15 protein-coding genes and 1 pseudogene are annotated in these 19346 nt (G+C 71.9%); 6 read left to right on the top strand and 10 right to left on the bottom strand.

Annotation, left to right across the window (positions count from 1 at the left end; all coding sequences use genetic code 11):
• The first annotated feature begins 67 nt into the window (after positions 1-67).
• Positions 68-1045: a sigma-70 family RNA polymerase sigma factor gene (locus E9934_RS03125; RefSeq protein WP_136561328.1), complete on the top strand. Its 978-nt coding sequence runs from the start codon at positions 68-70 to the stop codon at positions 1043-1045.
• A gap of 19 nt (positions 1046-1064) precedes the next feature.
• On the opposite strand, the gene coaE is transcribed toward E9934_RS03125, so the two are convergent.
• The gene (gene coaE / locus E9934_RS03120; RefSeq protein ID WP_136561327.1) at positions 1065-1655 is read right to left on the bottom strand and encodes a dephospho-CoA kinase; all 591 of its coding nucleotides are present in this window, start codon (positions 1653-1655) and stop codon (positions 1065-1067) included.
• A 28-nt stretch (positions 1656-1683) separates the two neighbouring features.
• Positions 1684-2718, bottom strand: a complete 1035-nt coding sequence (locus tag E9934_RS03115; RefSeq protein WP_158294908.1) for a GDSL-type esterase/lipase family protein — start codon at positions 2716-2718, stop codon at positions 1684-1686.
• A gap of 131 nt (positions 2719-2849) precedes the next feature.
• Between E9934_RS03115 and E9934_RS03110 the strand changes: the two genes are divergently transcribed.
• Entirely contained in the window at positions 2850-4157 is a 1308-nt protein-coding gene (locus tag E9934_RS03110; RefSeq protein ID WP_238694721.1) for a class I adenylate-forming enzyme family protein, read from the top strand.
• Here the strand turns inward: E9934_RS03110 and E9934_RS03105 are convergent.
• Together E9934_RS03105 and E9934_RS03100 are read right to left on the bottom strand one after the other, a co-directional pair.
• Entirely contained in the window at positions 4147-4815 is a 669-nt protein-coding gene (locus E9934_RS03105; protein WP_136561325.1) for a response regulator, read from the bottom strand. The two genes, E9934_RS03110 and E9934_RS03105, sit on opposite strands and share 11 nt — an antisense overlap.
• Positions 4812-5999 carry a sensor histidine kinase gene (locus tag E9934_RS03100; protein ID WP_136561324.1) on the bottom strand — a complete coding sequence of 396 codons (1188 nt, stop codon included), beginning with the start codon at positions 5997-5999 and terminating at the stop codon, positions 4812-4814. The genes E9934_RS03105 and E9934_RS03100 overlap by 4 nt, the downstream gene beginning before the upstream one ends.
• Before the next feature lie 132 nt (positions 6000-6131).
• On the opposite strand from E9934_RS03100, the gene E9934_RS03095 reads away from it, so the two are divergent.
• Entirely contained in the window at positions 6132-8225 is a 2094-nt protein-coding gene (locus E9934_RS03095) for an MMPL family transporter (protein WP_136561323.1), read from the top strand.
• Between the two features lie 321 nt (positions 8226-8546).
• Here the strand turns inward: E9934_RS03095 and E9934_RS20145 are convergent.
• The 5 genes and pseudogenes from E9934_RS20145 to E9934_RS03065 all read right to left on the bottom strand — a co-directional run.
• Positions 8547-8600: pseudogene (locus tag E9934_RS20145) on the bottom strand (NAD(+)--rifampin ADP-ribosyltransferase); the annotation flags it as partial.
• Between the two features lie 250 nt (positions 8601-8850).
• Entirely contained in the window at positions 8851-10173 is a 1323-nt protein-coding gene (locus tag E9934_RS19490; RefSeq protein WP_238694720.1) for a DUF222 domain-containing protein, read from the bottom strand.
• Between the two features lie 60 nt (positions 10174-10233).
• On the bottom strand, positions 10234-11238 hold the full coding sequence (locus tag E9934_RS03075; RefSeq protein WP_136561320.1) for a phosphatase PAP2 family protein: 1005 nt from the start codon (positions 11236-11238) through the stop codon (positions 10234-10236).
• A 74-nt stretch (positions 11239-11312) separates the two neighbouring features.
• Positions 11313-14309, bottom strand: coding sequence for a PQQ-dependent sugar dehydrogenase (locus E9934_RS03070; RefSeq protein ID WP_136561319.1), 2997 nt, complete (start codon positions 14307-14309; stop codon positions 11313-11315).
• An 88-nt stretch (positions 14310-14397) separates the two neighbouring features.
• The gene (locus E9934_RS03065; protein WP_136561318.1) at positions 14398-15342 is read right to left on the bottom strand and encodes a helix-turn-helix domain-containing protein; all 945 of its coding nucleotides are present in this window, start codon (positions 15340-15342) and stop codon (positions 14398-14400) included.
• Between the two features lie 94 nt (positions 15343-15436).
• Between E9934_RS03065 and E9934_RS19485 the strand changes: the two genes are divergently transcribed.
• On the top strand, positions 15437-15601 hold the full coding sequence (locus E9934_RS19485; protein ID WP_158294906.1) for a hypothetical protein: 165 nt from the start codon (positions 15437-15439) through the stop codon (positions 15599-15601).
• Positions 15602-15685: 84 nt separating this feature from the next.
• Here E9934_RS19485 and rpsA read toward each other — a convergent pair whose 3' ends face one another.
• The gene (gene rpsA, locus E9934_RS03060) at positions 15686-17161 is read right to left on the bottom strand and encodes a 30S ribosomal protein S1 (RefSeq protein ID WP_136561317.1); all 1476 of its coding nucleotides are present in this window, start codon (positions 17159-17161) and stop codon (positions 15686-15688) included.
• A 148-nt stretch (positions 17162-17309) separates the two neighbouring features.
• On the opposite strand from rpsA, the gene E9934_RS03055 reads away from it, so the two are divergent.
• On the top strand, positions 17310-18203 hold the full coding sequence (locus E9934_RS03055; RefSeq protein ID WP_136561316.1) for a class I SAM-dependent methyltransferase: 894 nt from the start codon (positions 17310-17312) through the stop codon (positions 18201-18203).
• A gap of 81 nt (positions 18204-18284) precedes the next feature.
• The coding region (locus E9934_RS19480) for a hypothetical protein (RefSeq protein WP_158294905.1) at positions 18285-19346 on the top strand (1062 nt) is incomplete at its 3' end.

The following is a 19346-nucleotide window of genomic DNA, read 5'->3' as shown; positions in this document are numbered from 1 at the left end:
GGCCCGACACCGGTGTTGGGAACACACGTGCGGATGTCCACACCGCACGACGGCAAGGAGGGACGCGATGGCTACCGCAACTGCGAAGAGGACACGCAACACCGGCCGCGAGATCGAGGGTCGCGACAGCGTCGGCCTCTACCTCGACGAGATCGCCCGGACGCCGCTGCTCGATGCTGCCCGGGAGGTCGAGCTCGCCAAGGCGATCGAGGCAGGGCTCCTCGCGGAGCACCTCCTCGCCGAGGGCCGGGTCGGACGCCGCAAGGGTGGCGCCCCCAAGCAGGCCACGCAGGCCGAGCTCGAATGGATCGCCGAGGAGGGCCGCGCGGCCACCCAGGAGTTCATCAACGCCAACCTGCGTCTGGTCGTCTCCATCGCCCGCAAGTACGGTCGGGCCCAGATGCCGATGCTCGACCTGATCCAGGAGGGCAACACCGGCCTGATCCGCGCGGTCGAGAAGTTCGACTACGCGAAGGGCTACAAGTTCTCCACCTACGCCACCTGGTGGGTCCGCCAGGCCATCACCCGCGGCATCGCGCAGCAGGCGCGGGTCGTGCGGCTCCCCGTCCACGTGGTCGAGGAGCTCAACCAGGTGGGTGGCGCCCGTCGTACCCTCGAGCGGCAGCTGGGCCGCGACCCGGAGCCGGAGGAGATCGCCGCCGAGCTCGGCATCGAGGTCGACCGCGTGCTCGACCTGATGGCGTGGGGTCGTGAGCACGTCAGCCTCGACACCCCGGTCGACGAGGACGGCGACACCTCGCTGGGCGACCTGATGGCCCAGGAGACCGCGCCCGGTCCCGACCTGACGGTGCTGGACGTGGAGGCCCGCGACCGGCTCAACAACCTCGTCGACCAGCTCGACGAGCGGGCCGCCGACATCATCCGGTCCCGCTACGGCCTCACCGACGGCCGGCAGCACAAGCTCGCCGACATCGGCGTCAAGCACGGCATCTCGGCCGAGCGGGTGCGCCAGCTGGAGCGGGAGGCGCTGCAGAAGCTGCGGCGGCTCGGCGACCCCGACCTGGCGTCGGGCTCAGCCGCCTGACCTGCACGACCTCTGGCTGCTAGTCCCCGGCAGTCAGCTCCTCGAAGACCTCCGTCACACGCTGACGGAGGTCTTCGAGCGTTCCGGTGTTGTCGATGAGGTGGGTGGCGACGGCGCGGCGCTGCTCACGGGTCGCCTGGGCCGCGATGCGGGCGCGGGCGTCCTCCTCCGCCATCCCGCGGTCGCCGACCATCCGCTCGACCTGGGTCTCCTCGGGGACGTCGACGACGATCACGGCGTCGAACTCGCCCGGGCGGCCGGTCTCGACGAGGAGCGGGATGTCGTGGACCACCAGACCGTCGGCCGGCGCCGCCGTCTCGAGCTCGAGGTAGCGCTCGAAGACGAGGGGATGGACGATCGCCTCGAGCCGGCGGCGCTGCTCGTCGTCTCCGAAGACGAGCTGGCCCATCCGCGGACGGTCGAGGTCTCCCTCGGGGGTCAGCAGCTCGGGGCCGAACGCCTCCACCACGGCGGCCAGGCCGGGCGTGCCGCGGGCGACGACCTCACGGGCGATCTGGTCGGCATCGATGACGACGGCGCCCAGCTCCCTCAGGATCGAGGCCACCGTGCTCTTCCCCGAGGCGATCCCCCCGGTCAGTCCCACGCGCATGACGCGGACCCTACTGGTGTCGTCGGGCTCAGCACCGGCCGGTGCGACGTACGACGCGGACGGCACGGGGCGGGCCGACCTCGCCGGGTCGCACCGCGCGCACCCGCAGCCGCCAGACCCGCGCCACCGGGAGCCGGGTCAGGGTCGCCCGCTGGACGGTCGGACGCGCGGCGAGCCTCCAGCGCCTCCCGTCCCAGCGCAGCACCTGGTAGGACGCTGCCCCCGGGACGCGTGACCAGGCCATCCGGGCGCAGCGCAGCCCGGCGACCGCACGAACGTTGCCGGGCGCGGTCAGCGCCGGGACAGGCGGCGGGACGGGGTCGGACCCGATGCCGAGGCGCGCCAGGGCCCGCGCGATGCGGTCGGCGATCAACCGCTCGCCCTCGGCGTCGGGGTGCGAGCCGTCCCGCGTGCGCTCGATCGTGTAGTCCGTCGCGGCGTCGGCGAGCTCGACCGGCGAGGACGCGCTGTCGAGCTCCGTCGTGAGCGCCGCGATGCCCGCGTTGAGCTCGGGGACACCTGCGAACCAGGTCTGCGTCGCCTCGGCGAGCACGACCCGAACGTCCGGCCTCGCCGACCGGGCGGTCGCGACGATGCCCCTCAGGCTGTCCACGACGTCGGGAACGGGCCGCTGGAAGAGCACGTCGTTGACACCCAGCATGACGACGAGGACGTCGGGATCGTGATCGGCCATGAGGTCGGCGACCGGGACGTCGAGAAATCCGGCCCACATCCCCCACCGCGCCGCGTGGTCGCGGTCGAAGGCCGGGTCGGCGTAGGCGGTGGAACCGCCGTGGTCGGTCACGCTGTCGTGGAGGTCGGCGCGGGGCCCGACGAGGTCGAAGGCGACGCCGTCGTCGCGCAGGTGCTGCCAGAGCCGGTAGCGCCAGGTCCAGTCGCCCGTGGCGCCCTGGGTGACGGAGTCGCCGAGGAGCATGATCCGCAGGTGCTCGGACGTCGAGGCAGACGTGGCCGTGGGCGCCGCGTCGGCCTCGGCCGTCGACGGCAGGCCGAGCAGCGCCGTCAGCGCGGCGACGAGCAGCACGAGCACGGGCGCGCGCATCACGCCACCTCCTCCCCCTCCCGCGGAGGCTAGGCGCGCGACACCGGTCGTGACCGGCGATCCGGTGAGGTCGGGTCGAACGACGCGGGGGTCTGGCCCGATCGGGCCACACCGCCCCCTACGGTGGGGCGGTGCCCGCCCCCTCCCCATCGTCGACTCCCCCGCCGTCGACGCCCGTGCCGCTGACGCCCCTGCCCGGCGACCGGGTGGCCCTGTTGGTGCCGGGCTCGGTGGAGTACGTCGACGCGGTGTGGCGCCTGCTGACGGCCGGGATCTTCCCCATCCCGCTCGACCCGCGGCTCACGGCGAACGAGCAGGAGCGGATCCTGCGAGGCTTGGCGCCCTCGCGGGTGGTCCGGTCGACCGAGGAGCTGGCGGAGCTGGTCGATGACCTGCCGGTGCCCGGACTGCCGCTGGGTCGGCCGATGCACTGCACCAGCGGCACGACGGGCGTCCCGAAGGGTGTCTTCTCCGGCCTGCTGTCACCCGCCGACGCCACCGCGCTGTGGGCCGAGGAACGCGACCTGTGGGGCTTCGACGCAGGCGACGTCAACCTCGTCCTCAGCCCGCTCCACCACTCCGCGCCGCTCCGCTTCGCGATGGGGACCCTGCTGGCCGGCGGTCGGATCGTCGTCCCCGGCCCGTTCGACCCCGCAGCCGTCACCGCCGCGATCGAGGCCGAGCGGCCCACCACCATGTTCTGCGTCCCGACCCACCTGCAGCGCCTCTTCGCGCACTGGGACGCGGTCGGCACCCCCGACCTGTCCTGCTTCCGCCTGGTCGCCCACGCCGGTGCCCCCTGCCCGGTCGACGTCAAGCGTCGGCTGATCGATCTCTTCCCGGCCGGGTCGACCTGGGAGTTCTACGGCGCCACGGAGGGACAGTTCACCGCCTGCCGCAGCGAGGAGTGGCTCGAGCGGCCCGGCACCGTCGGCCGCGCGCGGCCCGGCCGCACCATGACCGCCGATCCCGACGGCACCCTGTGGTGCGAGGTCCCCGACTTCGCCCACTTCAGCTACTTCGGCGCACCGGAGAAGACGGCCGCCGCCTGGCGCACCACCGCCACCGGGGCCGCCTTCAGCGTCGGCGACCACGGGCGGATCGACGACCACGGCTACCTCTACCTCGACGGTCGTCGGGAGGACCTGATCATCACCGGCGGCGTCAACGTGTACCCGACCGAGGTCGAGCAGGTGCTCGGCGAGTGCCCGGGCGTCGTGGAGGTCGCGGTCTACGGCGTCGACGACCCCGACTGGGGACGACGGGTCTGCGCCGCAGTCGTCGGCACGGTGAGCGAGCAGGCCTTGGCGTCGTACGCCCGCGAGAGGCTGGCACCGCCCAAGCGACCCAAGACATGGACGTTCATGGACGCGCTGCCGCGCACCCTCACCGGCAAGGTGCTGCGCGGCGAGCTGGCCCGGCCCACGCTCAGGCCTTGATCCGCCCCGTCTCGTGGGCCCACATCGCGACCTCGACGCGGTTGCGGGCGCCGAGCTTGTTCATCAGCGCCGCGACATGGGTCTTCACCGTGCTCAGGGTGATGTGCAGCTCGGCGGCGATCTCGGCGTTGGTGCGGCCGCGCGCGACCGTGAGCAGCACCTCCTCCTCACGCTCGGTGAGCGGCTCGATCGGCTGGGGCGGCGGGGCGGCTCGCTCCAGCCCCGCGAGCGTGGTGAGCAGGCGGCGGGTGATGTCGGGTGAGATCAGCGCGTCCCCGTTGGCGGCGGCGTGGATCGCCTGGGCCAGCAGCTCCGGCCCGGCGTCCTTGAGGAGGAAGCCCCGGGCGCCCGCCTTGAGGGCGCCGTGGACGTATTCGTCGAGGTCGAAGGTCGTGATGATCACGACGGCCAGGGGATCCTCGACGCCCGGCCCGGCGAGCTGGCGGGTCGCCTCGACGCCGTCGATGCCGGGCATCCGGATGTCGAAGAGGCAGACGTCGGGGCGCAGCTCGCGCGCCACGGCGACTGCCTCGTGACCGTCGGTCGCCTCGCCGACGACCTCGATCCCGGGCTGGGCGTTGAGGATCATGGTGAGCCCGGTGCGGATCAGGAGCTGGTCGTCGGCGACCACCACCCGGATGGTCCCCTGGCCAGTCACTGCGGCACCTCCCGCGGGATCGTCGCCTCGACGGTCCAGCCGCCGAGCGGGTCCGGACCGGCGTGACAGGTGCCGCCGAGCAGCTTGGCCCGCTCCGCCATCCCGACCAGCCCGTAGCCCACACCGGCCGCGAGGCGCGCCGCTTCTCCGTCGTCGTGCACACGCAACCGTACGACGCCGACCTCCTCGTGGGCATCGCTGGTGACCTCCACGGCAATCACCGTGGCGTTCACCGAATGTCTGACGGCGTTGGTGACCGACTCCTGGCAGATCCGGAAGACCGCCGCCTCGACCGCCTGCGGCAGGTCAACGAGGTCGCCGTCGCGGTGCACCCGCACCGCGGGGCTCATCCGGGTCAGGTCGTCCAGGTCACCGATGCCCCGCTGTGGCGCGTAGCTGACCGGCACCGGGTCGGTGGTGTCGCCGTCGCCGTCGCCGTGGTCGTCGTGACGCAGCACCCGGACCATGGTGCGCATCTCGAGCAGGGTGCGCGATGCCTCCGCCTCGATGACTGCCAGCACCTCGACCGCAGCGGCCGGGTCGGTGGCCGCTACCGCACGCCCCGCCTGCGCCTGGATCGCGATGGCCGAGACGTGGTGCGCGACCGTGTCGTGCAGCTCACGGGCGAGCTCGCCGCGCTCGAGCGTCCGGACCTGCTGCACCTCACGCTTGTGCGCAACGGCGCGGTAGCGCATGGCGGCCCCGAGGGCGAAGGACGCGATCAGCACGGTGGTCCCGCCGATCACGTCCCCGGCGGTCTCGGCGGTCGCGAGGCCGAGGACCGCCGGGACGGCGACGACCGCCGTCCCGATCAGCGCCTCGCGACCGGACGCCCAGCGATAGAGGGAGTAGGGCAGCAGCAGGAGACAGACCATGGTGTTGAGACCCGCGTTGGCGGTGCCGTCGAGGAGCAGCGGGAGGTGGAGCACCATCGCGCCACCGAAGCCGACCGCGGTCGCCATGAGCGGATGCGTCCGCCGCCAGAGCAGGGCCGGGATCACGATGAGCGCGACCGCGATGGCCAGGGGTCGGGCCGGCACGTCGGAGCGGAAGGCCGCCTCGCCCGCGGCCGTCAGCAGCAGGGCTCCGACCAGCGCCCGGTCCCACCAGGCCCGGGCCGCCGGGCCCGACGGGACGGGAGCGCGCGGCTCGGCGAGGATCGAGCGGAGGAAGGCGGCGGGCACCCCTCCAGCCTAGGGAGCGCTAGCCCGCGTCGTACGGGGCACAAGCACGAGCCGTGTCTCGTACTTTCGGTGGAGGGGTCCCCCACTCCTCAGCCCGATGTACGTCGCTCGTCGGCGGGCCACGGTGGGGGCATGTCGAATCTCCTCCACCGGCTCGGCCGGTCCGCTGCCACCCGCCCCTGGGCCGCGATCGGCGCCTGGCTGGTCCTCGCCCTCGTCGTCATCGCCTCCTCCGCCGCCTTCGGGCGCGATCTCGAGGAGAGCTTCGAGGCTCCCGGCCTCGACTCCTACCAGGCTGCGGAGCTGCTCGCCGAGGCCGGGGCCGACGAGGGCGGCGTCACCGCCCACGTCGTCCTCGAGGCTCCGGACGTGGCGTCGGAGTTGGCGCCGGTCGAGGCCGCTCTCGAGGCACTGCCCCACGTAATGGGGACGACCGGCAGCGTGTCGCCGGACGGCACCATCGCACTGGTGCGCGTGCAGTATCCGGCGATCGAGCATCTCGACGCCTCCGACCTGGACGACCTCAAGGACGCCGTCGCCGACCTGCGGGACGAGTCGTCGTTGACCCTCGAGACCGGAGGCGACCTGTTCTTCGCCTTCGAGGAGGCACCCACCGGCCTCGGCGAGACCGCGGGCATCGTCGTCGCGATGATCGTCCTGCTGATCGCCTTCGGCTCCTTCGTGGCGATGGGGCTGCCGATCGCGATGGCCCTGCTCGGTCTGGTCGTCGGTGTCACGTCGATGAAGCTGGTGACCTACCTGGTCGACATCCCGGCCTGGGCGCCGGAGCTGGCGGCCATGGTCGGGCTCGGCGTCGGCATCGACTATGCGCTCTTCCTCGTCACCCGGCACCGCGAGAACCTCGCGCTGGGCATGACGGTCCCCGAATCGGCCGGCCGCGCCCTGGCGACCGCGGGGCAGGCAGTGATCTTCGCCGGCGGCACCGTCGTCGTGGCGATCCTCGGGTTGCTCGTCGCGGGGATCCCGTTCGTGACCGGCGGCGGCGTCGCGATCTCGGCGATGGTGCTCGTGATGGTGCTCGCCTCGGTCACCTTGCTGCCGGCACTCCTCGGGCTCGCGGGGCACCGGATCAACGGACGCCGCCGCACCCCGCGCCGGCCGGGCACCGGCTGGGCCCGGTGGGGTGCTCACGTGACCCGCCACGCGACGGCGTATCTCGTCGCCGGTGCGGCTCTCATGGTCGCGCTCGCCGCCCCCGTGCTCGCCCTCGACCTCGGGTTCCCGGACGACGGGACCAAGCCCGAGTCGAGGACCGAGCGCCGCGCCTACGACCTGATCGCCGACGGGTTCGGCCCCGGCGCCAACGGTCCGCTGGTGCTCGCGGTCGACATCTCCGGGGACGACTCCGTCGTGGCGCCACTCGCCGCGGCCATCGCAGCCGACCCGGGCATCGTCGCAGTGGGCGAGCCGACCATCGATCTCGACGCGGGCGTGGCGACCCTGGTGGCGCAGCCGACCACCTCGCCCCAGGACGTCGCCACGCAGGACACCGTCGCGAGGCTCCGCAGCGAGGTGCTCCCGACGGTGCTCGACGACACCGGAGCGACCGCCCATGTCGGCGGTCAGACGGCCACCTTCGCCGACCTCGGCGACCGGGTGCAGGAGCGGATGCCGCGCTTCGTGGTCGCCGTGCTGCTGCTGTCGTTCCTCCTGCTCACGCTGCTGTTCCGGTCGGTGCTGGTGCCGCTGAAGGCGGTGATCCTGAACCTGCTGAGCGTCGGCGCGGCGTACGGCGTCCTCGTCATGGTCTTCCAGTGGGGCTGGGCTGCCGCGCTGATCGGCGTGGAGTCGACGGTGCCGATCGTGTCCTTCATCCCGCTGTTCATGTTCGCGATCCTCTTCGGCCTGTCCATGGACTATGAGGTGTTCCTGCTGTCGCGGGTGCGCGAGGAGCACCGTCGCGACGGCGACAACACCCGCGCGGTCATCGCGGGCATCGCCGGCACGGGACGCACCATCACCGCCGCCGCGCTGATCATGGTGGCGGTCTTCTCGGGCTTCGTCCTCGGCAGCGACCCCGTCGTGAAGATGATGGGAGTCGGGCTGGCCACGGCGATCTTCCTCGACGCCACCGTCGTGCGTCTGGTCCTCGTGCCGGCCACGATGAAGCTCCTTGGCGACGCGAACTGGTGGCTGCCGGGCTGGCTGGACCGCCTGCTGCCGGAGCTGGATGCGGAGCCGGAAACAGCGCTGGTGGAGGCGTGACACACCGGCCTCCTTCCGCGGCGAACTGGACCGTCAGAGGTAGAAGTCGGTCCGCCCGTCCGGCTCCCCTGGGCGACGGGCCGCCAGGTCGAGCAGCTGCGAACCACTGGCAGCACGGGCACCGACCTCGCCGACGAGCGCGCCGCTCAGTTGATGATCTCGCCCCGCTCGTGGTGACGAAGCACCGCCAGCCGGTCGTGCCAGTCCTGCAGCGCCTCCGGCGTCAGCCGCACCCAGTCGGTCACCTCGCCGACGACCCGGATCGGCCGCCAGCCCCGCTCCCGGCATGAGGGCGGTGAAGTAGATGTGGTTCATCACCACCTCCGGCCGATAGTTCGACCGGAACCCCGAGGTGAGGAGATCCCCAACCCTCACGTCCGCCTTCGTGCCGTGGAAGAAGGGGCCCTCGTCCAGTACGTCGCTCACCGGGACAGGGTAGGTCGCGCGTGGGGTTGGCGAGGGTGAGCAGGTCTCTAGTAGCCCAGATTGACGTGGGCGGTAGTCCTGATGATCGACCGGGATCCGATCAAGCAGGTTGATGCGATCCCGGTCGATCACTCGACTCGGTCATCCACGACGGCGAGCCGTCGCTGTGGGTGCATGTCGTCGCCCACGACCCTGACCCTCAAGCGGTCTGGGTGTCTTCCTGGTCGTCACGATGTCGTGCTGAAGGTCGCCGCTGGCCGGCTGCTGGTGGTGCATGGGAGCGGTAGGTGTGGCCGGTGGGCGTGGTGGTCTCGACCACGTGACCCTCGGGACCGGCTCGGGGCCGTTGCCGCCAGCCGGGAGCCTGCTTGGCGTAGTTGCAGGCCTCGCAGTAGCCCTGTCCGGACTCCGCGGTCGTGGCACCGCCCTCGGCGACGGGATCGACATGGTCGAGGTGGCGGATCGGAGCGTTGCACCACGGGGTGCGGCACCACTGGTCGCGGTGGCGAAGGAACTCTCCGAGCAGTCGCGGGAAGCGACGTTGACGCGAGTCCATCGCGATCAGCTGCCCGGTGCGGTGGCTGGCGTAGAGACGCCGGATCCACACGGCGAGGTCGGCGTCGACGTTGGCGGCGATGAGCTCGCGGGCCAGATCCGCCGGGATCGGGCCGTGGTCGGTGAGCGCGGCGGGGTCGTGGGCACCGGTGAGCAGCGCGGCGTCGGTCATCACGACTCCGACGGTGACGGGGACGACCGGCGCGCCGTCCTCGGTGGTGGCGCACCCGGTGGTGCGGGTGACGAGGGTGTCCGCCATGACCTGTCCGCGGCTCCGCTCGTCGCCGGCGGCGCGGGCCTGGTCGGCCTCGGCCTTGAGGGTGGCGTAGACCGCGACGCCTTGGGCGACCGGCAGCAGCGCGGTCACGTAGGCCATGGTGTCGGGTGCGGGCCGAATGGTGACGCACCGCTCGGACTCAGCCTTGCGTCGCCGTTTCGCGACCGCTGCCGGGTCGAGCTCGGCGGTGAGGCGACGCACCGTGCCGTGGACCTCGCGGTCCGACATCGCCGCGAACGCCGCATGGTCGGCAGCGAGCTGCTGATCGATCGCAGACCGGTGCTCGGCCTCCAGGCAGGCGGTCTCGCGGGCCACGACGGTGGCCCGCCACTCGGTGATCAACCCGAACCGGAAGGCGGCCATGGTGTGGGGCAGCTCGTGGGCGATCCGCGCCAACGCAAGGTGCTGGCGGCCGCGATGGGGCGACTCCCGGCGGGCCAGCGCTATCTGCTCGGCCACACCCCGACCCTGACGCCGGGCCGGAACCCCCTCCTCGGCCTGACGGGCGCGTTCGACGACGTCGAACGCCTGGGCCACCCGGAGCTGGCGCGCCTGGGCCGCGCAGACCAGCTCCTCGAGGGCCCGCAGCTCGTCGATCAGCTCGGCCGGCTCACCACTCGCCTCGATGAGGGCGAGCGTGCGACGCCAATCCCGCAGTCGCGGAGTCGTCACCCGAGTAGAATCGAACATGGGAACGAATATAGGCCCGACCACCGACACAACGCGTCGGTCGCGTACAGGCCTGTGGAACTAGCCGGCCCTCTCGCCACCGCCGTCAGCCGCATCGCGCCGAGCCCCGCTCCGCCGGTCCCACCACGCCCAGCCAGCCATGACGACAGCCACGAGCAGGGCGCCGGCGATCTCGTCGACAACGTAGTGCTCGGCGTAGTAGACGAGCGAGAAGAGCATGCTGGCCGGATAGAGCAGGACGATCCAGCGCCACGGGTTCTGGAAGCGCACGATCACCCACCAGGCGATGAAGATCGCGAGAGCGGAGTGCAGCGACGGCATGGCCGCGACCTGGTTGCCGATCGCGGAGACGTGCTCCTGCGCGGTGGTGCCGTTGGGGTCCTGTGCGGTGACGGAGTTGGCGGACGGCGTGAGGTCGAACCAGCCACGTCCGGTGATCCGGGAGATGTCATCGGTCAGGTAGCCGTCACGCGCGGCCATCCACGGCGGCGCCATCGGATAGAGCAGGTACCCCAGCACCGAGAGCGAGATGATCATCAGGTAGCGCCGCATGTAGTAGATCCACTCGTCCCGGTTGCGCTTCCAGAGGAAGGCACCGATGGCGAGGGCGGCGAAGAAGTGGGAGTAGTAGACGGTGGTCAGCACGACGTCGTACCAGGCCGGGGCCATCGACTGGCTGCACGGCACCCCGCACAGCTTCGCCTGCAGCCACTCGGTCGGCAGCGTGCCACCGAAGAGCCAGCGGTCGGCGTCGATGGGCCAGACGATGCTGACCGAGGTGAAGCCGAGGTCGTCGGAGATGCCGCGGCTGTAGAGATACAGCATCAGTACGGCGAACGGCGGCCACCAGTCGCGCAGGAACGCGAGGTGCTCGCGCACCGGCCGCCGCACGTCCCAGGCAACCGTCGCAAGCCACAGGATGATGACGACCTGATAGCCCTGCCGCGGGAGGCCGTTGAGCTGGATGTAGAGCGTGAGGCCGACGACGAACACCAGCACACCCGCCACGCGCGCAAGGTCGACCTTGCGCAGGCTCGGGACCGCCGCCTCGGCTTCCGCAGTCATGCACACCTCCGGGAGCGAGGGTAGTCACTGCACTTGGCGGGGCCGACGGCGGCCGTCCGCCGATCGGAGATCCGTCACCAGTCCGGGCCGCAGGGCCCGACCGCTCCCCCGGCGAAGCACACGTAGACCGGCGCGGACCGCGACCGTGATCCCGTCTCGTCCACCGCCACCGCGCGCACCCGCAGTGCGCCCGATCCGGGCGCGTGCTCGTCGCTGACCTGCAGCGACCCGGACCGCTGACCGACGATGCGCGACGACGGGTGCGCATGCAGGGCGTCGCCCGTGTAGTGGAGGAAGTCGACCTCCAGCACGACGTCGGGCTCGGCGCCGCCGTCGGGATCTGTGGCCGTGATCGACCACGACAGCAGGTTGTCGGTGGCGACGGAGCCGTTGGCCGGAAGGTCGAGGCTCACCTCCGGCGGACCGCCCACCTGCTCCCAGGCCACGTCCGCGGCGGCGAGGCCCTGGTCGCCGTGGACCAGCTCGGCGCGGACCACGTGCTGGCCGGCGCCGAGCTCGACCACGTGCTGACGCTGCTCGAGGGACCACCAGCCGTTGGACCAGAAGTTGTGCACGGGCTCGCCGTCGACCCACAGCCGCACCCACTCGCTGCCGCTCACGGTGAACCGGTAGGTGCCCTCCGGGACGTCGATCCGGCCGCGCCAGGAGGCGCCGAAGCGGTCACCCGGGTGCGCGCGCCCGTCGACCTCGCCGTCCGCGAGCCACGGCGAGCCCGTGGTGGACAGCTGGATGCCGTCGACGCAGCTCGCGGGTGCCATCGCCTCGACGGGCAGCTGGATGGCGGCGTAGGGCAGCAGCCAGGCATAGGGGCTCGGTGGGATCTCCTCGTCGAAGGCGGAGTCGGGGCCGTCGAGGTCGTGGAACGTCCGCCGGAAGGTGCCCACCGGGCACCGGTCGGCCAGGCCGTCGCCGGTCCACCGGATCCGCCGCAGCGAGCCGTGCATGATCGACACCGACCACACCAGACCGTCGGGCCCGGTGAAGAACTTCACCGGCCCACCCGCCGCGGTGGCGTCCGCGAAGGGCGCCACCCCGGTCACGACGCCGTGGTGGTCGACCTCGGCCGTGCGGATGTGGTTCTGCGCGTAGTCACCGAAGACGTAGCGGCCCCGGAAGGCCGCCGGGTAGGCGTCGGAGTCGAGGAAGACACCACCGGAGACGGAGCCGCCGTTGACATGCGGATAGGAGTACGACGGACCGAGAGTCGCGTCGTCCGCGCGCACCGCGGCGCAGGCCTGCCAGGGGCTGTCGGGTGCGTCGACGACGCCGAGCGGCGTGGGGCCGTCGCCCTCCAGGCAGGGCCAGCCGAAGTTCGGCACGGACGCGCCGGGGCGGTCGATCACCTCGTCGAACACCAGCGTGTCGATCTCCTCGACGTCGCCCTCGCCGACGTCGCCGACGACCAGCAGGCCGTCGTGGTGGGTGAACCGAAAGGGGTTGCGGAAGCCCATCGCCAGCACGCGCGAGGCGTTGCTGCTGCCGTCGCCGGTGTGCAGCGGATTGCCCGGCACTCCGCGGCCGGTCTCCGAATCGATGCGGAGCACCTTGCCGGCGAGCACCTCGGGATCCTGCACCCGCAGCGCCTCCAGCCGTCCGCGGACGCCGTCGGGCGTGTAGTAGAGCGAGCCGTCGCCGACGCCGACGAGCAGGTGGCCCCCGTCGTCGAAGCCCAGGTCGCCGATGGTGTGGGCACTGCCGATGAGCGGCACGCAGTCGGGGGTGCGGACGTTGTCCTCGGCCCAACAGGCCTCACCGCCCACGTTGCCGAGCACGACGTGCCGCGACGCAGGATCGAGGCGCTCACCGTCCCAGGTGAAGCGCGCGACCTGCTGGCTGCGGCGGTCCACCCCGTCGGCGGAGTCGTCGCGGACGAAGCTGACATAGACGAACCCGTTGTCCACGAATCCGGGATCGACCGCCAGCCCGATCAGGCCCGCGTCACCCTCGGAGTGCACCTCGGCCGACAGGTCGAGCACGGTGCGCGCCGGAGCGAACCCGTCGTCCTCGCCGTGCTCGACCACCAGCACGCGGCCGCCCTTCTCCGTCACCAGCACTCCGCCGCTGGGCAGGGTCGCCGCACTGGTCGGCAGCTCGAGACCGCCCTGGACCTCCTCCAGCTCGAAGCCCTCGGCGACCCCGGAGTCAGCGACGACGGCGGCCGTCGTCACCATCGCCACCGGGCTCACGGTGCTGCCCAGTGGGCTCACGGCACGCGCCACGACGTCGTGCTCCCCGATGCGCGGACTCCACGTCACCGACCACGGCGCACTGGCGTCCTCGCCGATCAGCACGCCGTCGCCGAAGAACCGCACCCGCTCGACCGCGCCGGTGGTCCGGGCCGTGACCACGACATCACGACCGTCGGCCGCTGCGTCGACCTCGGCGGTCGGCGGCGCGAGCACGGGCGTCACCACGGCGGGCAGCCCGTCGTACGGCGCCAGCACGGCGCGCACCCGGCGGCCCGCGGTCTGCGTGGCGGTGGCGACGGCAGGGAAGCGCACCGACCGGGTGCGACCGATCTCGGCGCTGTCGAGGGTCGACCAGCCCGAGCCGCTCTCGAGCTGCAACCGGACCACTCGCCCGGGCCGCACGTGCGACACGGTGACTGCGGCGCTCACCACGCCGCCGACAGCGGTGCTGAGTGCGGCCGTGGCGGTCTGGGGCGACGCCGTGACCCTGGCGACAGCGGAGACGACCGCGGGCAGTCGCCGTCCACGGTGCACGACCGCCGGCGCGACGACCCGGTAGGTCGCGCGGGCAGCGGTGGCGCGCTGACGCGACGACACCACACCCGCACGGTCGCTGCGGGTCCGCGCGACCGTGGTCCATCGCCCGCCCGTCGAGCGCTCGACGCGCACCGGGCGGGCAGCGCGGGAGCCCAGGCGGGTGCGCAGGGTGACGGCCTCGCCGGTGATCGCCGTCGCGGGCGAGGCGAGCAGCGCGGGGTGGGGCGCGGCCTGCGCCAGCGCGACCGGCAGCACCAGCCAGCCGGCGAGGCTCACGACGAGGCATGCTCCCAGCACGACCGACGACCCCACGACACGACGCACCCCGCGATTGTCCGGCGCTCGCACCCGGTCCACGTGCGGATCCGGGACGGACCGGGACCATGGTCCCGGTCGGTCCGTCCGATCGTCGTCAGCAGGCGAACTGGCGCCGGTAGGCCTGGGGGCTCACGCCCCGCACCCGCGTGAAGTGGTGGCGCAGCGTCGCGGCGTTGCCGAAGCCCACCTCGGTCGCGATCCACTCCACGGACTGGTCGGAGCGCTCGAGCAGCTCCTCCGCCGCCGCGACCCGCTGGCGGGTGACCCACTGGTGCGGGGTCGTGCCGGTCTCGTCGCGGAAACGACGCGCGAAGGTGCGCGGCGACATGTGCGCGCGCCGCGCCAGCGTCTCGATGGCGTGGTCGTCGGCGAGGTTCTCGGTGATCCAGGCGAGGAGGGGCCCGAGCGTGTCGCTGTCGCACTCGGGGACGGCGCGGGCGATGTATTGCGCCTGTCCCCCGTCCCGGTGGGGCGGTACGACGGCGCGGCGGGCGATCATCGAGGCGACCCCGGCGCCGTACTCCTGGCGCCAGATGTGGAGGCAGGCGTCGAGCCCGGCCGCGGTGCCGGCGCTGGTGACCACCTGGCCGGCGTCGACGTAGAGCACCTCGGGGACGACCCGGGCCAGCGGGAAGCGTTGCTGGAGCTGGTCGGTGTACATCCAGTGGGTGGTGCACTCCCGACCGTCCAGGAGACCGGCGGCGCCGAGGGTGAAGGCCCCGCTGCAGACCGACAGGATGCGGGCGCCCCGCTCGTAGGCGTCGCGGATCGCGGTGATGACGGACTCGGGCGGCAGGCCGCCGCGCGGGATGGCCGGCACGGCGACCAGGTCGGCCTCGGCCACCCGGCCCAGGTCGGCCTCGACCTGGATCGAGAAGCCCATCGTGGTGCGGATCGGCTCACGGTCGGGCGCGCAGACGGCGAACTCGAGGCGCGGCACCCCGTGGTCGCGCCGGTCCAGGCCGAAGGCCTCACAGAGGACGCCGAGCTCGAAGGGAGCGACGCCGTCGAAGGCCAGGACGGCCACGTTGGTCAACACCCCCCACAGGATGCCAGTCGGATGGCAGGAAATCAACGCAGACCGTCATTCCTGCCACTGGTGGCAGGAATGCGAGGAGAGCAGGATTACTGCCATGACCACCGCACTGCTCCTCCTCGGAATCCTCGCCCTCCTCGCCGGCGCCGTCGCCACCGCGAGGACGGTCATCCACGACGGCCGCGGTCACACCGCGCCGCCCCGCTCCCGCGCCCTCGACCCCGACACCGTCGCGCCCGCACGGCGTCTCAGCCGCCGCTGAGCCGGCCCGTGCCCGGGCACGAAAAACCCGAAGGCCCCGACCATCAGGTCGGGGCCTTCGTGCGATCAGATGCCGATCAGGCGATCAGTTGCCACCCGTCAGCTTCTCGCGGAGAGCCTGCAGCGCCTCGTCGGAGGCGAGCGATCCGCCCTCCTCCTCGGCCGGGGCGGCGGAGGAGTACGAGTTGGCCTCGCCGGCCTCGATCTCGGCCTGCTTGGCGTCGGCCTGCTGCTTGACGTGCGCCTCCCAGCGGGCGTGCGCCTTGGCGTACTGCTCCTCCCACTTGGCGCGCTGCTCGTCGTAGCCCTCGAGCCACTCGCCGGTCTCCGGGTCGAAGCCCTCGGGGTAGATGTAGTTGCCCTGGTCGTCGTAGGTCGCCTCCATGCCGTAGAGCGTGGGGTCGAACTCCTCGACGTCCGCGGCGGCGGCGGTCTCGTTGGCCTGCTTGAGGGACAGCGAGATCCGGCGACGCTCGAGGTCGATGTCGATGATCTTGACCATGACGTCGTCGTTGACCTGGACGACCTGCTCCGGGATCTCGACGTGGCGCTCGGCCAGCTCGGAGATGTGGACCAGGCCCTCGATGCCCTCCTCGACGCGGACGAACGAGCCGAAGGGCACCAGCTTGGTGACCTTTCCGGGCACGATCTGACCGATCTGGTGGGTGCGGGCGAAGTGCTGCCACGGGTCCTCCTGCGTCGCCTTCAGCGACAGGGAGACACGCTCGCGGTCCATGTCCACGTCGAGGACCTCGACGGTGACCTCGTCGCCGACGGTGACGACCTCGGACGGGTGGTCGATGTGCTTCCAGGACAGCTCCGAGACGTGCACGAGGCCGTCGACGCCACCGAGGTCCACGAAGGCACCGAAGTTGACGATCGAGGACACGACACCCTTGCGGATCTGGCCCTTCTGGAGCTGGGTGAGGAAGCCGTGGCGGACCTCGGACTGCGTCTGCTCGAGCCACGCACGACGGGACAGGACCACGTTGTTGCGGTTCTTGTCGAGCTCGATGATCTTGGCCTCGAGCGTCTGGCCGACGTAGGGCTGCAGGTCGCGGACGCGACGCATCTCGACGAGCGAGGCGGGCAGGAAGCCGCGCAGGCCGATGTCGATGATGAGGCCGCCCTTGACGACCTCGATGACGGTGCCCTCGACGACGCCGTCGGCCTCCTTGACCTCCTCGATCGTGCCCCAGGCGCGCTCGTACTGGGCGCGCTTCTTGGACAGGATCAGGCGACCCTCCTTGTCCTCCTTCTGGAGGACCAGGGCCTCGACCTTGTCGCCCACCTGGACGACCTCGGACGGGTCGACGTCGTGCTTGATCGACAGCTCGCGCGAGGGGATGACGCCCTCGGTCTTGTAGCCGATGTCGAGCAGGACCTCGTCACGGTCCACCTTGACGATGGTGCCGTCGACGATGTCGCCGTCGTTGAAGTACTTGATGGTCTGGTCGATGGCGGCCAGGAAGTCCGCCTCGGAGCCGATGTCGTTGATCGCGACCTGGGGCGCGTTGTCGTCGTAGTGGCTCGAGACGGGGGTCGAGAGGGTGCTGGTCATAGAGAAGGACAGTCCTTGGATGGGCAGATGTAGTTGGATCCGGACACCGTCATGAGACGGGGCCGGGCCGCCCGGCTGGCGGCACGCGTCAGGGTCCTGTGAGGACACAGACATTCCAGAGTACCCGTCCCGGCGTACGACGGTCCAAATGACGACCACTACCCTCGGCGTCGTGCAGGAGTGGCCCCAACGACCGGTGACCGCCCATCGACGCGACGCCGGCGAGGACGAGTCCCGCGGCGCCAACGGCGCCGACTGGGACCGCTACGCCGACGAGTACCAGGCCACCCACGGCGAGTTCCTCGGAGACGTCGGCTTCCTGTGGGGTCCGGAGGGACTCACCGAGGCGGCGGCCCGGATCCTCGGCCCGCTGACCGATCGCGACGTGCTGGAGGTCGGCTCCGGCGCCGGACAGTGCTCGCGCTGGATCCGCAGCGAGGGCGGGCGGGCTTTCGGGCTCGACCTGTCCCACCGCCAGCTCCAGCACTCGCGGCGCATCGACGAGATGACCGGGGTGGCAGTGCCGAGCGTGCGGGGCACCGCGACCCACCTGCCCTTCGCCGACGCCTCCTTCGACGTCGTCTTCTCCTCCTTCGGCGCCCTGCAGTTCGTCGCCGACATCGACGTCGCCGTGGCCGAGACGGCCCGCGTGCTGCGTCCCGGCGGCCGCTTCGCCTTCTCGATCACGCACCCGACCCGCTGGATGTTCCCCGACGACCCCGGCGAGGAGGGCCTGGTCGCCTCGCAGTCCTACTGGGACCGCACGCCCTATGTCGAGGTCGACGACGAGACCGGCGCGACGTCGTACGTCGAGCACCACCGCACGCTGGGCGACTGGGTGGGCCTCCTGGCCGGCCACGGATTCCGCCTGACGACGCTGCTCGAGCCGGAGTGGCCGGACGGCAACGACCGCCTCTGGGGCGGCTGGTCGGGCGTTCGTGGCCGGTTGACGCCGGGGACCGCGATCTTCGGCGCCGACCTGGCAACCGGGACCAAGGTCCCAACTTGCGGACCGGGACGTGACCTGACCGGCGATCAGTAGTTGGCTGGACGAGGGATACCGGGATTCTTCCGATTTCTGGTGTCCCTGCCGCCATCCCCCAGGGACAGGATCATCACCACCATGTCGGACACCTCCTTGCGTCGCCGGATCCGCGCCGGCGCTCTGCTCGGGACCTCACTGGCCACCGCCGCGACCCTCGCGCTCGCGTCGCCCCCTGCCGCCACCGCGGCCCAGGAGGACACCGGGCACGCCGACGCCCAGGCCGTCGAGGGCACGGGCCTCCTCGAGATCCTGGACACGAGCGCCGCCTGCTCGGCCGACGACACCGCCGCGACGACGACGGCCACACCGACCGGACGCTGCGGCGCCGGACTGGCGTTCGAGGGTGAGCAGGTCGCGACGTTCACCCAGACCGCCTCGGCCGGCAACGGCAGCTCGGCGGCCGACGCCGGGACCGCGCCGATCGACATCGCGGACTTCTCCTCGCTCGACATCGACGGCATCCTCGGCGGCCTCGACGCCATCGACAGCGGCACCGTCCTCGACCCGCTCGTCACTGCACTGGACCCGATCACGCAGGGCCTGGTCCGCATCGCCCTGGCGCCGCTGCTCACGCCTCTCAACGAGGCGCTGCAGACGGTGCTCGGCGGAGTGCACGAGGCGATCCCGCTGACCGCGGAGATCGGCGCGGTGACCGCGCAGTGCACCGCCACGGCCAGCCCGCTGTCGGCCACCGGCAGCTCGACCGTCTCCGGCATCGACATCGTCGTCCCGCTCGGGACCACCCAGGTCCGCGTCCCGATCGACCTCGGCACCGGCGCCAACGCCCCGTTGACGATCACCGCCCCGCAGGACCTCGTCGACGGCGTCCTCGACGGTGTGCGCGCCACCCTCGTCGAGACGCTCGACGGCAGCCTTGCCGGACTCAACGTCATCCTCACTGGCCTGCAGGACACGGTGATCGACACGCTGCTGGAGGCCCTCGAGCCGACCCTGCTCACGGCCCTCACCGACGCCCTGAGTGGACTGGTGTCGGGCACCGTCAACATCCAGACCCCGGTCTCGCCGTCGAGCACCGGAGAGATCACCGTGCGGGCCCTCGAGCTCAACCTCGCCGGCAGCACTGGCCGGCTCGCCAACGTCCACTGTGGCCCCAACACCGTCGGGACCACCGATCCCTCC

It is taken from the genome of Nocardioides caeni, assembly GCF_004912195.1.
Taxonomy (GTDB): domain Bacteria; phylum Actinomycetota; class Actinomycetes; order Propionibacteriales; family Nocardioidaceae; genus Nocardioides; species Nocardioides caeni.
This window is presented reverse-complemented; position numbering and strand designations above follow the sequence as displayed.